Annotated in this window: 12 protein-coding genes and 1 pseudogene; 11 read left to right on the forward strand and 2 right to left on the reverse strand. The window is 64.8% G+C overall.

Annotated elements, in window-relative coordinates; genetic code table 11:
• Nucleotides 1-234, forward strand: a pseudogene (locus KUW17_RS20375) (Na/Pi cotransporter family protein); the annotation flags it as partial.
• Between the two features lie 72 nt (nt 235-306).
• Here the strand turns inward: KUW17_RS20375 and KUW17_RS20380 are convergent.
• Nucleotides 307-1,110 carry a helix-turn-helix transcriptional regulator gene (locus KUW17_RS20380; RefSeq protein ID WP_222482149.1) on the reverse strand — a complete coding sequence of 268 codons (804 nt, stop codon included), beginning with the start codon at nt 1,108-1,110 and terminating at the stop codon, nt 307-309.
• Between the two features lie 223 nt (nt 1,111-1,333).
• On the opposite strand from KUW17_RS20380, the gene KUW17_RS20385 reads away from it, so the two are divergent.
• The 7 genes from KUW17_RS20385 to KUW17_RS20415 all read left to right on the forward strand — a co-directional run bounded on the left by KUW17_RS20385 (nt 1,334) and on the right by KUW17_RS20415 (nt 9,869).
• Complete coding sequence (locus tag KUW17_RS20385) at nt 1,334-2,896, forward strand: ABC transporter substrate-binding protein (protein ID WP_222482150.1); 1,563 nt, start codon at nt 1,334-1,336, stop codon at nt 2,894-2,896.
• Nucleotides 2,897-3,007: 111 nt separating this feature from the next.
• Nucleotides 3,008-3,946, forward strand: coding sequence for an ABC transporter permease (locus KUW17_RS20390; protein WP_222482151.1), 939 nt, complete (start codon nt 3,008-3,010; stop codon nt 3,944-3,946).
• 14 nt (nt 3,947-3,960) lie between these two features.
• The gene (locus tag KUW17_RS20395; protein ID WP_065266562.1) at nt 3,961-4,818 is read left to right on the forward strand and encodes an ABC transporter permease; all 858 of its coding nucleotides are present in this window, start codon (nt 3,961-3,963) and stop codon (nt 4,816-4,818) included.
• A complete protein-coding gene (locus KUW17_RS20400; protein WP_222482152.1) occupies nt 4,815-5,795 on the forward strand; it encodes an ABC transporter ATP-binding protein in 981 nt (326 codons plus the stop codon). Before KUW17_RS20395 ends, KUW17_RS20400 begins: the two co-directional genes overlap by 4 nt.
• Nucleotides 5,792-6,715 (forward strand): ABC transporter ATP-binding protein, encoded by a 924-nt coding sequence (locus KUW17_RS20405; protein ID WP_222482153.1) that lies wholly within the window; start codon nt 5,792-5,794, stop codon nt 6,713-6,715. Before KUW17_RS20400 ends, KUW17_RS20405 begins: the two co-directional genes overlap by 4 nt.
• A gap of 38 nt (nt 6,716-6,753) precedes the next feature.
• A complete protein-coding gene (locus KUW17_RS20410; RefSeq protein ID WP_222482154.1) occupies nt 6,754-8,379 on the forward strand; it encodes an amidohydrolase in 1,626 nt (541 codons plus the stop codon).
• Nucleotides 8,376-9,869 (forward strand): M81 family metallopeptidase, encoded by a 1,494-nt coding sequence (locus tag KUW17_RS20415; RefSeq protein WP_409996786.1) that lies wholly within the window; start codon nt 8,376-8,378, stop codon nt 9,867-9,869. The genes KUW17_RS20410 and KUW17_RS20415 overlap by 4 nt, the downstream gene beginning before the upstream one ends.
• 18 nt (nt 9,870-9,887) lie before the next feature.
• Here the strand turns inward: KUW17_RS20415 and KUW17_RS20420 are convergent, their stop codons facing one another.
• Nucleotides 9,888-10,337, reverse strand: a complete 450-nt coding sequence (locus tag KUW17_RS20420; RefSeq protein WP_222482156.1) for an Lrp/AsnC family transcriptional regulator — start codon at nt 10,335-10,337, stop codon at nt 9,888-9,890.
• A gap of 388 nt (nt 10,338-10,725) precedes the next feature.
• On the opposite strand from KUW17_RS20420, the gene KUW17_RS20425 reads away from it, so the two are divergent.
• From KUW17_RS20425 to KUW17_RS20435, 3 genes are all read left to right on the forward strand, one after another.
• Nucleotides 10,726-12,975 (forward strand): methyl-accepting chemotaxis protein, encoded by a 2,250-nt coding sequence (locus KUW17_RS20425; protein WP_222482157.1) that lies wholly within the window; start codon nt 10,726-10,728, stop codon nt 12,973-12,975.
• A 669-nt stretch (nt 12,976-13,644) separates the two neighbouring features.
• A complete protein-coding gene (locus KUW17_RS20430) occupies nt 13,645-14,436 on the forward strand; it encodes a cyclase family protein (RefSeq protein WP_222482158.1) in 792 nt (263 codons plus the stop codon).
• Nucleotides 14,437-14,529: 93 nt separating this feature from the next.
• Nucleotides 14,530-15,033 carry a MarR family winged helix-turn-helix transcriptional regulator gene (locus tag KUW17_RS20435; RefSeq protein WP_222482159.1) on the forward strand — a complete coding sequence of 168 codons (504 nt, stop codon included), beginning with the start codon at nt 14,530-14,532 and terminating at the stop codon, nt 15,031-15,033.
• Nucleotides 15,034-15,063: the final 30 nt, after the last annotated feature.

Raw genomic sequence — 15,063 nt, forward strand, 5'->3', positions numbered from 1 at the left:
ATGGAGCGCGACAGCCGCAAGCGGCACCTGCGGCGGCTGCAGGACGGCGGCCGGGAGAGTTTCGACACTTCCGACATCCACCTGGAGACGCTGCGCGCCCTGCGCGAGTTCAACAGCCATATCGCCGCCGTCGCCTATCCGGTGCTCTACCGCAACGGACAGCTGCTGGAGACACGGCTGATCGAGGAGATGCCCGAAGGAGACGAGGACGCCCTGGAGGGAACTGGCCGCTGACCGCACCCGGGCCAAATTCCTTGACCAAGGAATATGCCAAAACTTTTGCGGAAAAGTTTTGGCCGGCGCGGTTCAGAGCAGGACGCCTCCAGCCATGTCGGGAAGATCCTCTTTGGCCGCGGATTCCAGGTAATTCCTGACGGTCGGGTCGATCCGCGTGCTGCGCACCGGGTAGACGCCGCAGGCGGCAATCGCCTCGCGCGCCGACACCCGCTCATCCAGGCGTTTCCAGATCGCCCGCGCCGCATAAGGGCGCGGGAACGGGCGCCAGGCCACGCCCATGGTCATGCCGCGCAGGTATTTCAGCTGCTGCCGGTGCGCCGAGAACAGGATGGTCTGCGCCACGCTGCCCTCATGGGCGCGCTCATGCTCGGTGATGAACAGCCGGTTGCCGCGCTGGGTCACCATGCCTTCGTAGCGCGAGATTTGCCGGATGCTCTGCTCCGGATCATGGGCAATTTCCAAGTTGCGCGACAGGATAAACCCGTCCTTCTCGATGAAACGGGTCAGGGAGCAGAAGATCCCCTCGCCCCAGGAGGGTGTCCGGAAATAGGCATGGTAAAAGCCCAGATAGCGCTTCAGATTGCGCTGCTGGCCGCGGAATGGCTCCAGAAAACTGTCGCTGGGTCCCGGCGGCGTAGAGCGGGCGGCGTCGCTGAGCTGGGCTTCGAACTCTGCCTGGGGGGCAAACAGCCGCGCCTCCGGGATCTCGAAATACCGGGCAATCCGGCGCAGGTTATGGGCTGCGGGCAGGCTGGAGCCGTTGAGGTAGCGGTTGAACTGCTGCCGGTTGATTCCGACCTCGCGGCAGATTTGCGCAATGCTGCCATGTTCGGCGCAGAGCGAACGCAGGTTTTCAGAAAAATTTTCCGGCATGGCCAATTTCCTTTCGCGAACTGACGCGGGGATGATGCATGCCGCGCCGGTTCGCGCATGTTTGCACAGTTCCTCAATCCGCGAAACAGGCGTTTTCTGTAACCAAGCCGTCTGGGCTTGGGGAAACCGAAACCTGCAGAAAGACCCGCCAAGGGCCGCGCCGCGAGGCGCAAGCAGACCGGAGGAGCACAGGCGGAGCTGATCTGATCCAAGGGAGGACACCATGAAGATCGAATGGACCAAGACGGCGCTGGGACGCCGCGGATTTCTGAAGGGCGCCATGGCGCTGGGGGCGGCGGCGGCGCTGCCCATGGGCCTGGGCAGCCGCGCCATGGCGGCGGAAGGCGGCACCCTGCGGGTGCGTTCCTACGGCGACATGCAAAGCATCGACCCGGCCTTCTCCAAGGGCGTGATCGACGAGGAAATCCATGCCTCGATCTACAACAAGCTGATCCAGTACAAGCCGGGCCGCGAATGGGACTGGCAGATGGACGCCGCCGCGATGATCGAGCAGGGCGACGACACCCACATCAAATTCGCGCTGCGCGACGACATCGGGTTCACCAATGGCTTTGGGGCAATGACCGCCGAAGACGTGAAATTCAGCTTTGAACGGATCGTGGACGAGGCCACCGACAGCCCCAACAAGCCCGACATGGGGCCGCTGAGCCACGTGGAAGTGACCGGCGAACGGGAAGGCACCATCGTGCTGAAGGAACCCTTTGCGCCGCTGTGGTCCATTGCGCTGCCCTATATCACCGGCAACATCGTGTCGAAAAAGGCCTGGGAGGCCGCGGGCGGCAAGGCAACCACCGATCCGCTGGCGGAATCTGGCCCCTACCTGCGCGACAGCTGGTCGCCGAAGGAAAAGACCGTGCTCAAGCGCAACCCGGACTGGAAGGGCGAAGCCCCGGCATGGGACACCATTGAGATCCTGCCGATCGACGATGAAAACACCGCTGAAATCGCCTTTGAAGCAGGCGAGCTGGATTTCACCCGCGTCTCGCTCGGCTCTGTCGAGCGTTACCGCGCCGGTGTGCCCAATGGCGGCACGCTGCTGGAGTATCCGTCGCTCTATTATGCATGGCTCGGCATGAACCTGGACCACCCCAAGCTGCAGAACAAGAAACTGCGCCAGGCGATCCAGCACGCGATTGACGTGCCTTCGGTCCTGGAAGCCGCCTATTTCGGTGCCGTCGAGCCCTCGACCGGCATCATCGCGCCGGGCCTGGCGGGCCACCGTCCGCAGTCTCTGGTGCCGCCGCAGGCCGATTTTGCCAAGGCAGCGGAACTGCTGGCCGAATCCGGTGAAACCAACGTCACGCTGAAGCTCGACACGCTGAACAAGACCACCTTCACCACCGCGGCGCAGGTGATCCAGGCGACGCTGGCGCAGATCGGCATCACGGTTGAGGTCAACGTGCTGGAATCCGGGGCCTTCTGGGCCAGCGCCGACAACGAGGACCTGCAGCTGGTGCTGAACCGCTACTCGATGACCCCGGACCCGTACTACGCGACCTCCTGGTTCACCACCGAACAGGTCGGCCACTGGAACTGGGAGCAGTTCAGCAATGAGGAGTTCGACAAGATCCACGCCGAGGCCTCGCAGTTGACCGACCTGGCCAAACGGGATGAGATGTACCGGCGGGCGCAGGATCTGATGGAGGAAAGCGGCGCCTACCGGTTCCTGACCCATGAGGCGACGCCGGTGATCCACTCGGCAGGTATTGTGCCGGCGCTGCGGCCCGACGGGCTGGCGCTGTTGCGCTACTTCGGCAAGGCCTGATTCTCCCCTCAGGCCCGGTCCTCCCCCCGGGCCTGACCTGGCACGGCTGCAGTATGCGGCGCAGCCGTGCCGTTTTCATCCGCACCGCGAGACCAAGGGAGCCATGCGGCCATGTTACTTTATGCAACCCGGCGGTTCGGGCTGGCACTGCTGATCCTGATCGTGGCGGTCACCGTCATGTTCCTGATGATCCGCGCCGTGCCCGGCGATCCGGTCCAGATCATGCTGGGCCCGCGCGCCACGCCAGAGCTGCAGGCGCGGCTGACGGCGGAACTGGCGCTGGACCAGCCGATCTGGAAACAGCTGCTGATCTTCTACGGCAACCTGGTGCAGGGCGACCTGGGCATCGACGTGTTCTCGGGCCGGTCGGTAACGGCGATTGTCTTTGAACAGCTGCCGCATACGCTGGCGCTGATCTTTGCCTCGATCCTGTGGTCGGCGCTTCTGGGCATCGGTCTGGGCGCCTATGCCGCGGCGCATCCCAATACGCTGATCGACCGTATTGCCGCCGCGCTTTCCGTTAGCTTCGTCGCCGCGCCCGCCTTTGTGGTCGCTTTGCTTTCGCTGCTGATCTTTGCGGTGCATCTGCAGTGGTTCCCGGCCATCGGCGCAGGCGAAGGGTTCTGGGGCCGCCTCGACCACCTGGTGCTGCCTGCCTTTGCCATCGGCCTCAGCTGGGTCGGCTATATCGCCCGGCTGGTGCGCGCCTCGATGCTGGAGGTGATGGGCGAGAGCCACATCCGCACCGCCCGCGCCTTTGGCATCCATGAGCGCCGGGTGGTGATGGTCTATGCGCTGCGCATCGCCATCCTGCCGGTGGTCACGGTGATCGGCGTTGGCATGGGGTTCCTGCTATCCTCCGCCGTCTTTGCCGAGATCGTCTTTGCCCGCCCCGGCCTGGGCAAGCTGGTGATCGACTCGATCACTACCCGCAATTACCCGATCGTGATGGGATCGGTGCTGATCTCGACCGGCTTGTTTGTGGTCTCCACCGCGCTGGCTGATCTGATCAACGCCTGGCTCGATCCCCGTGCCCGCACGGCAGCATAAGGAGGGCGTGAGATATGGCAAAATCCCGTTCCGAACTGGGCCAGATCGTCACCGGCGTCGCGCGCGACCCGCTGGGGCTGATGGGGCTGATCATCGTCGGCACCATCGTGTTCTGCGCAATCTTCGCCTATTGGATCGTGCCCTTCGATCCGGTTGGCATGAACATCAAGGACCGGCTGCAGGGACCCTCTTGGACCCATCTTCTGGGCACCGACCAGTTGGGCCGCGATACGTTTTCCCGCGTGATTGCGGGCGGCCAGGTGGCGCTGCAGGTTGCCCTGCCGGCTGTCTTCGGCGCCATGGCCATTGGCCTGACGCTGGGCATGATTGCCGGTTACGGGCCGAAATGGCTCGACAACCTGCTGATGCTGTTCTTCGACACCATCCGCTCTTTCCCGACCGTGATGTTTGCCCTGGCCGTGGTGGCGCTGGTGGGGCCAAGCCTGCAGACCGTGGTGTTTGTGGTCATGGCGACCTCGATCCCGACCTATGGCCGGGTGGCACGGACCCAGACGCTGACCTTGCGCAATTCCGAGTTCATCCTGGCCGAACGCTCAATGGGCGCCAGCATGAAGCGCATTCTGGGCGTGCACATGCTGCCCAATATCGTCGGCGTGCTGGCGGTGCTGGCGGCGATGGATATCCCAACTGTGATCGCGCTGGAGGCGGGGCTGTCCTTCCTCGGCCTCGGGGTGAAACCGCCGACACCCAGCTGGGGCGCACTGCTGAAGGACGGTTATTCGCTGATCCGCCAGACCCCCTGGCTGGTGGTGGGCGGCGGACTGCCGATCATCCTGGCAACCCTTGGCTTCACCTTCCTGGGCGAGTCCCTGCGCGATGTGGTTGACCCGAAACTGAGGAAACAGCGATGACTGATACGCTTCTGGAAATCGACCGCCTCAGTGTCGACTATGAGACCGCCCGCGGTGACCTGAAGGCCCTGCGCGATATCTCCTTTGATGTGCGCAAGGGCGAGATTGTCGGCATCGTCGGGGAATCGGGCTGCGGCAAGTCCACCCTGATCTCCTCTATCCTGCGGCTGACCGCCCCGAACACCCGTTTCCGCCAGGGCGAGGTGCGGTTCAAGGGCCAGGATCTGCTGCAGCTGCCGGAGCGCAAGATGCGCGATCTGCGCGGTGCAGACATCTCCATCGTGTTTCAGGACCCGATGCAAACCCACAACCCGGTCTTGTCGATCGGCCAGCAGATGCTGGATATCCAGCACCGCTCCAAGGCGCCCAAGGCCGACAAGCGCGCCCGCGCAGCGCAGATGCTTGGCGCGGTGGGCATCCCTGACCCGGAGGCACGGCTGAACCAGTTTCCGCATGAGTTTTCGGGCGGTATGCGGCAGCGCATCGCCATCGCCATGGCGCTGATGTCGGAACCGGACCTGCTGATCGCGGATGAGCCGACCACGGCGCTGGATGCCACGCTGGAGGTTCAGATCATCGAGCGCCTGCAGGAGCTGCAGCAGGAATTCAACTGCGCCATCCTGTTCATTTCGCACCATCTGGGGGTGATCGCGGAGCTCTGCGACCGGGTGGTGGTGATGTATGCGGGCGCCGTGGTCGAAAGCGGCGAGGTGCGCGAGATCTTCCACGATCCCAAGCACCCCTACACCCGCCGCCTGATCGACTGCGACCCGGGCCACATCAAGGAGCGCGCCCGCGTGCTGCCAACGATCCCGGGCGAGGTGCCGGATCTGGCCAACTTGCCCGGCGGCTGCATCTTCCGCGACCGCTGCGACCAGGCGATGCCGCGCTGCGCGGCTGAGGTGCCGCCGCTGACACAGCTGAAAGATGGCCACCACGCCGCCTGCTGGCTGAACCACAAGGAGGCCGCAGAATGAGCCTGCTGGATGTCAAAAACCTGAAAACCAGCTATGGCCCGGTCAATGTGCTGGCCGGTGTCAGCTTCACCGTGGAGCCGGGCGAGACCTATGCCCTGGTGGGCGAGAGCGGCTCCGGCAAGACCACGGTGATCCGCGCAATCGCCGGTCTTGCCCCGGCGCAGGAAGGGTCGGTCAAATTCGACGGCCGCGAGATCCGCGGCGCCTCGGAACGGGAGCTGCGCCCCTTGCGCAAGGACATCGCGATGATGTTCCAGGATCCGGTCGGCAGCCTGTCGCCGCGCCTGACGATCCGCAGCCTGATCACCGAACCCTACCGCATCCAAGGCATGAAAGACCGCGATCTGGACGCCGAAGCCAAACGCCTTCTGGAGATGGTGAACCTGCCTGCGCATTTCGCCGACCGCTATCCCTATCAGCTGTCCGGCGGGCAGGCACGGCGGGTGGGCGTGGCCCGGGCACTGGCGCTGGAGCCCAAGCTGATCCTGGCGGATGAACCCACTGCGGGGCTTGACGTCTCGGTGCAGGGGGAGCTGCTGAACCTGATGAACGACCTGCGCGAACGGCTGGGGCTGGCGATGGTGATCATCACCCACAACCTCAATGTCGTGCGCCACGTGGCCGACCGGATGGGAATCATGTACCTGGGCCGGCTGGTCGAGGAAGGCACCACCGAGGCCATCTTCAAGGAGCCGCGCCATCCCTACACCCGGTGCCTGTTGTCCGCGAACCCGGAACCCGACCCCGATGCCCGGCTGGAGCGCATCGCCCTGAAAGGCGAGCCGCCCAGCCTGCTGCGCCGCCCCAAGGGCTGCGAGTTCCGCGAGCGCTGTCCCTTCGCGCAGGAGGTCTGCAGTCAAACCCCGCAATGGGAGGTCGAAAACGGCCACGGGTTGCGCTGCCTTGCGCCCTTGAGCTGACGGCTCTCCGCCCGAAACCCCTCAACACCTGAAAGACCATGACCAGCACATTGTATTTCAACGGCGCTGTCCTGACGATGGACGCGGCCAATTCCTGCGCCCAGGCGGTGCTGACCGAAGGCGAGATCATCCGCGCTGTTGGCCCTGAGGCGGACCTGCGCGCGCAGATGCCTGCGGGCACCGATGAAGTGGATTTGAGGGGCCAGACCCTGATCCCCGCCTTCATCGACCCGCACGGGCATTTCCCCGATCCCGGCTTCATCCGGCTGTTCCGGGTCAACCTGGCCTCTGCCCCCAGCGGCGACTGCCCGGATATCCCCACCGCGCTGGACCGGCTGCGGGCCAAGGCAGCCGAAACCCCTGCCGGGGAATGGGTGATGGGAGTGCTGTTTGACAATACCGCCATTGCCGAGGGCCGAATGCCGACACGCGCCGAGCTGGACAGTGTCTCAACTGAGCATCCCGTCTGGGTCATTCATGCCTCCGGCCACAACGGCGCGGCCAATTCGCTGGCGCTGGAGCGCCGCGGCGTCAACCGCGACACGCCAGATCCCTTGGGCGGCCGCTTTGGCCGCGACCCTGATACAGGCGCGCTGACCGGGCTGGTCGAAGGCCTGTCAGCGATGGGGGAGATGGGCGATACCGATTTCCTGATTGACCGCGACCGCTTCTGGGCCGGGTTCAACAGCTGCCGCGACGAGTATCTGGCGCATGGCGTCACCTACGCCCAGAACGCCTGGGCCACGCGGGATATGCTGGAGCATTTCGCCTCGCTGCCCGCAGATCAGGACCCCGGATATGACCTGATGCTGCTGCCGATCGGGGAACTGGAACCAGCGCTGAGCAAAGGCCCCGATGCGCTGGACTGGCCCGGCAACCCGCATTTCACCCTTGGGCCGCGCAAGCTGTTCACCGACGGGGCGTTCCAATTGCAGACCGCCTTGCTCAGCGCGCCGTACCACAAGCCGGTGGATCCGGTGCACCCCTGCGGAATGTCTTATGCGGATGCCGCCGAACACCGCCGCGAAGTGAAGAAGCTGCATGATCTGGGCTTCCAGATCCACTGCCATTGCAACGGCGATGCCGGGGCTCAGATGTTCATCGACGCGGTGGCGGCGGCGCTGCAAGACAACCCGCGCGCCGATCACCGCCACACCATCATCCACGGGCAAGCCTTGCGCGACGACCAATTGCAGCAGATGGCAAAGCTCGGCATGACCGTCAGCTTCTTCCCGGCGCATGTGCATTTCTGGGGCGACCGCCATTACGACACTTTCCTGGGGCCTGAGCGGGCAGAACGGATTTCCCCCTGCGCGTCGGCAGAGCGGCTTGGCGTGCGCTACACCATCCACAACGACGCCTCGGTGACGCCGACGCGGCCCATCCACCTGGCCCATTGCGCCGTGAACCGGCTGACCGCCAGCGGCCGCAGATTGGGGGAGGCGCAGCGGATCAGCGTTCTGTCAGCTCTGCGCGCCCAGACAATCGACGCCGCCTGGCAGGTGTTTCAGGAAGGCACGCGCGGCTCCATCGAACCGGGCAAGCTGGCGGATTTCGCGGTGCTGAACCGCAATCCGCTGGACAATCCGGACGCCATCGAAACCACCAAAGTCGCCCGCACCATCCGCCGCGGACAGACTGTCTGGGGGCAGGAACAGGCATGATGCAGGCCAAACCGCGGATCGCCATTGCGGGCTTTCAGCATGAAACCAATTGCTTCGGCACCACCAAGGCCGGGCTGGCAGAGTTCGAGATGGCGGATTCCTGGCCAGCCATGCTGCACGGGGACGCGGTAATCGCCGAGACCCGCGGCATGAACCTGCCCATCGCAGGCTTTGCCAGCGCGGCAGAGGAGGCCGGGATGGAACTCGCCCCGATCCTGTGGTGCGCGGCGGAACCCTCGGCGCATGTGACCGATCACGCCTTTGACACCATTAGCGGCATGATCCTGGACGGGCTGCGTGCCGCCGGGCCGCTTGATGGCATATTCCTCGACCTGCACGGCGCGATGGTGAGTGAAAGCCACCCCGACGGCGAGGGCGAAATCCTGCGGCGGCTGCGCGCCTGGGCCGGGCCGGAGCTGCCCATCGCGGTCAGCCTCGACCTGCACGCCAATATTTCGCCTGCCACGGTGGAACTGGCCGACTACATCGCGATCTACCGCACCTATCCGCACCTCGACATGGGTGAAACCGGCGCCCGCTGTGTTCCGGTGCTGCAGCACCTGCTGGCAGGTGGCAGGCTGCACAAGGCGTTCCGGCAGATGGATTATCTGATCCCGCTGCATGCGCAATACACCAGCGCCGCTCCGGGGCGGGAGCTGTATGCCGTGCTGCCGCCGCTGGAGCAGGCAGGCGTGCTGGCGGACATCGCGCTGGGATTCACCGCGGCGGATTTCCCGGACACACGCCCCTCCTGCGTGGCTTATGCCCGGACCGCCGGGGCCGCAGCGCAGGCCGCGGACCATATTGCCGGCCTGTTCGCCAGGCTGGAGCGGCGGTCCAGCCACCCGATGCTGACGCCGGAGCAAGCGGCGGAGCTCGCCTGCCAGCCGCACAGGGGCAAACCGGTGGTGCTGGCGGATGTGCAGGACAATCCGGGCGCAGGCGGCACATCCGACACCACGGGCCTGCTGGCCGCGCTGGCCCGGGCCGGGGCGCAGCGCGTGCTGATGGGGCTGTTTCATGACCCCGCGGCCGCCGCGGCGGCACATGAGGCGGGGCAGGGCGGTAAATTCCGCACAGCACTTGGCGGACGCTCAGGCGCGGCAGGCGATCAGCCCTTTGAGGCGGAATTCCAGGTTCTCGCGCTTGGCGACGGCCGCTGCCGCTATACCGGAGAGATGTACGGCGGCGGGGTGGCGGCGCTTGGCCCGACGGGGGCGCTGCGGCTGCTGGGGACCGGGGCGGACATCACGCTGGTGGTGACCAGCCTTCGCAACCAGTGCCTGGATCTGGCGCATTTCACCCATATCGGGCTGGAGCCGGCAGAATACCGCACCGTCTGCGTCAAAAGCACCGCCCATTTCCGCGCCGATTTCGAGCCGCTTGCCAGCGCCGTCCACCCGGTTGCCGCACCGGGAGTGTTCCCCTGCGATCTGCGCACGGTGCCCTACAGGAACCTGCACCCGGAGGTCCGGACCGCTCCAAAGTGAAACCTGGCGCGGCCTGGGTCACAGGATATCGAGCGAAACCTTGACCCGGTCCATCACCACCGAGGAGGTGAACCGGCTGACATTGGATTCATCAAAGAAGTATTCTTGGGTGAAGGTCTCGTATTCCTTGATGTCCTTGACGATGACCACCAGGATGAAATCCGCCTCGCCGGTGGTGTAATAGCACTGCTGGACCTGCGGCGCCTGCCGCATCTTGCGCTTGAAGGCATCCAGGTGCATCCGGCTTTCACGCTCCAGCACCACCTGCACGATCACCGTCATCTCGCGGCCAAGCTTCGCGGGCGACAGGACGGCGATTTCCTTCGCGATCACGCCGGTATCGCGCAGCTTCTTCAGCCGTTTCTGAACCGCAGGCGCCGACAGGCCAACCTCCTGGCTGATCGCCTCTGCGGTCAGTTGCGCATTCGACTGGATCAGCCGCAGGATGTCGTGGTCTTTTTTGTCCATGGCTGATTTTTGGTCCGGTTTGGCGGGAATGACAACGTGAAAACCCGCCGCAGGCGCCGCCAGGCAGCCGCCGCGGCCTACTTTTGCGGAAACTTCACTGATGTGAAGTCACCGAATGTGAACATGGCCCAGCCTGCCGGTTTGCGTCACCCCTGGCGCCCGCGAACCAGGATCCATTGGGCAGAATAGCCTTATCGTAAAGGGCTTGCTGCCAAGAAACCGCCGCCCCGAGGCACGATTCAAATTTGCGGCATCATTTCCGCGGAAATTCCGGAAAACTTCATTTGCGGGCTGTTCACGGTACACACTTTCTTCAGGACTTTCCGGGTTAAGTCTCCTCAAGGCCCCGGTCTGCCCGGGCGCCAAAGACCGCAGGAGACCCTGGCCAATGCCCCGACTGACGAAACTGCCGCTGAAACTGAAACTGCCGCTGATCATGGTGGCGCTGACGGGTGTCTTCCTGGTCACCGTGTCGGTGCTGGTCTATTCCATGGCAGAGCACAGCATCCGGGAAAACGCCTTTGCCGCCCAGGAGATCGAGGCCAAGTCCGGCGCCCAGGCGCTGGCGTTCCTGATCAAGGCCGCGCGCTCGGATGTGTCCAGCCTGGCAGGCCAGCCCGCGGTTTTCCGCGCGATCAGCAATTTCGAACGGGTGATCGGCATGGTCGAGGAAGAGGACCCCATCGCCTATCTGAAACAGACCTATGCCGCTGGCAACCCCAACCCCGCAGACCAGCGGGAGGAGCTGACGGATGCGGGCGACGGCTCCTATTACAACCAGTCGCATGTCACCTACCACCCGACCTTCCTGCAAAGCCTGCGCTTGAACGGCTATCAGGACCTTTACCTGATCACCCCCAAGGGGCAGGTGGTCTACTCGGTCAAGAAGCAGGGGGATTTTTTGACCGGCATAGAAGAATCCCCGGGCAGCGGCCTTGCGCAGGTGTTCCAGACGGCGCTGGAGGCTGAGGCAGGCAGCGTCGCGGTGGCGGACTTTGCCGCCTACAGCCACAGCGCGGATGCTGCCGCCTTCATGGCCGCGCCGGTGTTCGCCAAGAATGGCAAAATCGCCGGGGTGATTGCAATCCAGCTGGGCAGTGCGGGCATCGTCAAGGCGCTGACCAGCAACCTGTCGGGCGGCACCCACCAGAACATCTATGTGGTCAGCAGCGACGGGCTGGCCCGCAGCCCGTCCTCTGTCGGCGGGCTGTTCCCGGTGCTGCAGCAGATGCCTAACACGCCGCAGATCCAGGCTGCCAAGGCGCGTGAAGCAGGCCAGTTTGCGGGCGTTGCCTCCTCGCTGGGGGAACGCGCCATTGCCCAGGTGATGCCGCTGGACCTGCCGGGTTTTGACTGGTCGCTGGTGCTGGAAACCGATGAGCACACCGCCTTTGCCGTGGTGGAGCGCATCCGCATGATCGCGGCCGCGATGATCGGCGCCGCGCTCCTGGCGGCGGTTGGCGTCTCCTGGCTGGCGGCGCGCAGCGTGACCCGCCCGATCCACGCCCTGCGCGAGGCCACCAATGCGCTGGCCGACGCCGATTACGACACCGGAATCCAGGGCCTCGCCCGCGGCGATGAGCTGGGCGACCTGGCCCGCAGCCTCGACACGTTCCGCGGCAAGCTGAAAGAGGCGGATGAGGCCGCCGCCCGCGAGGTGGAGGCCGCCCGCCACACCGCCGCCGTGGTCGAAAGCATGAGCGCGGCCCTGTCGGAACTGCAGCGCGGCAACCTGGCCTGCGACATCCAGGCGCCGTTCGACGGCCACTACGAAACCCTGCGGGAGAACTTCAACCGCAGCCTGGAGCGGCTGCGCGGCTCAATGGCTGAGGTGGTCGGCGCCGCCGGAAACGTCGGCCGCTTCTCCGAGGAGCAGCGCGGGGCCGCCACCGAGATGGCGCACCGCACCGAAAGCCAAGCCGCCACGCTGGAGGAAACCGCAGGCGCCATCCGCGAGCTGACCGGCGGCATCCGCGACACCGCCGACCGCGCAGGCCGGATGGACGAAACCATGCGCGGCGCCCGCAGCGAGGCGGAGCAGAGCACCGACGTCGTGACTTCCGCCGTGGAGGCCATGGACCAGATCCAGCAGGCCTCGGCGGAGATTTCCAAGATCATCAACATGATCGACGACATCGCCTTCCAGACCAACCTCTTGGCGCTGAACGCAGGCGTCGAGGCCGCCCGCGCAGGCCCCGCCGGCGCAGGCTTCGCCGTGGTTGCCTCCGAGGTGCGGGCGCTGGCGCAGCGCGCGTCCAACGCCGCCGGCCAGATCAAGGGGCTGACTTCTGCCAGCGAGGAGCATGTCGCCAACGGCGTGGCCATGGTGGGCCGCGCAGGCGATGCGCTGACCAGCATCATCGAGCAGGTTTCGGCGGTGTCCGGGCTGGTGACGGAAATTGCCGACGGCGTGCGCGCGCAGTCGCGCGGGCTGGAAAAGATCGACGGCGCCATGCATCAGCTTGACAGCATGACCCAGCAGAACGCCGCCATGTCGGAAGAGGCTGCTGCCGCCAGCCAGCTGCTGCAGAACGAATCGCAAAGCCTGACCGACATCGTCGGCCGCTTCGATCTGGGCGGCGCCGGAGCTGCTCCGGTTCACGGGTTCCAAGGCGAACCGCACCGCCTGACCGCCTGACCGCCTGACCGCCTGAAGACGTATTTCCCCGGCCCCTGCCGGGGGAAACCGCTCAGCAGAACCCAGCATTTATTTTACATAAGTCTGATTACAGGCCGTATTCCTGTTTCCTGATCCGCTGCGTACTCTTTCGGAATGCCGCAAGACTTGGGGCGGGTCTTTCATCGCCGCAGGATACGCCTGCGGCCACGCTCTGCTCTCGCTCTATGAAATGAAATTGGTTTATAGCCCGCTGGACAGCGCGCCTGAATCTTCGCTCTGAAGTACGGACCGGCGGCTGCACTCAAAGAGACAAAGATGCCCGCGGGGCCGTCAACCAAGATCAATGGCAGCAACTAAATAATTGCAAATGCATATTGTTGGACTGGCAGCGGGGTGCCCAAAGGGCAGCGCTGCTCGCACATGAAAACTAGAATCCGCACCCTGGAAGCCGCGGAAACCTAACCAAGCGCACATCTTTTAAAGAAGTTTTCGAGCCTGTTCGCCTGCTACGCGGCCCAGTCCGGGCACCCGCTGCTAGCCGCAAACAATGCATCCACAACCAAGGCCACGCTGCGGCCCCGGGAATCAAACCTCTTGGAAATTTGCAAATACATGTATATTCCTCGTGGAAGTGCTTCACCAAAAGCACGAAGCGGCGTTCAGACCGCGCGCAACAGGAGAGAGAACATGACTGCAGCCAATGCACTGGACGGACTGGGCGCGATGATCCTGTCGGGAGAAGTCGAAGTGGTGGACTGCTCCGGCACCTTGGGGCCCGAGACGCCGATCCTGCGCCTGCCGGAGGATTTCGCCAAGAACACGCCCAGGGTCGAGATCCACAAGATCAGCGAATATGACGAGGACGGCCCGTTCTTTGCCTGGAACTGGATGGTCCTGGGTGAGCACTCGGGCACCCATTTCGACGCCCCGCACCACTGGATCACCGGCAAGGATCACAGCGACGGCTACACCGATACGCTGGACGTGCAGCGCCTGGTGGCGCCGGTCAATGTGATCGATTGCTCCAAGGAGAGCAGCGAAAACCCCGATTTCCTGCTGACCGCCGGCCACATCAGGGCCTGGGAGGCGGAACACGGCGACATCGGCGCCGGCGAATGGGTGGTGATGCGCACCGACTGGGACAAGCGCGCGCATGACGAGGACGCCTTTCTGAACGCGGATGAAACCGGCCCGCACAGCCCCGGGCCGACGCCGGACGCGGTGGAATATCTGCTGTCGAAGAACATCGCCGGCTGGGGCAGCCAGTGCATCGGCACCGACGCAGGCCAGGCCGGCGGGATGGAGCCGCCCTACCCGGCCCACAACCTGCTGCACCGCGACAACTGTTTCGGCCTTGCCTCGCTTGCCAATCTGGACAAGCTGCCGCCCAAGGGCGCGCTGCTGATTGCCGCGCCGCTCAAGATCAAGCGCGGCACCGGCAGCCCGATCCGGGCCCTGGCCCTGGTGCCGCGGACCTGAGGCTGGCAGACACTGCGCCACACATGGCGCCCGGTGCGCAGCGATATTGCCCGGCGCCGGACCCGGCCTGAAGCTGGCAGAAAGGACAGATGCATGACGGCAGACAAAACCGCGGCCCCGCACACACCTGCAGAAGAGAACAAACCCTTGCCGCGGCTGGGGGAAATCGGGCTGGAAAACTTCCCGCCCTACCTGATGAACCGCATCATGGGCCGCTACAACGCGGCACTGCGCGCGGAAATGGCCGCGCATGGGCTGACCACCGCCAAGATGCGGACGCTGGCGGTCCTCTCGGTGCTGGACGGGCTGCTGATCCGCGACCTGTCCGTCTATGCTGTGGTGGAGCAATCCACCCTAAGCCGCGCGCTTGACGCACTGGAACGCGACGGGCTGATCGAGCGCAAAACCGATCCCGACGACAGCCGCGCCACCCGTATCTTCATGACCCGGCAAGGCCGGGAAACCCACGAGGAGCTGTGGCCGCATGTGGCGTCCGCCAGCGCGCAGATGTTCGACGGCATCAGCCCGGACGAACAGCGCGCCTTTACCGCCACGCTGCAGAAGATCCTGCGCAACGTGCGTGTGAACCAGTTCTGACCCCGGAAACATTGCTCCGGCACATCCAAA

It is taken from the genome of Leisingera aquaemixtae (assembly GCF_019801145.1).
Classification (GTDB): Bacteria; Pseudomonadota; Alphaproteobacteria; order Rhodobacterales; family Rhodobacteraceae; genus Leisingera; species Leisingera aquaemixtae_A.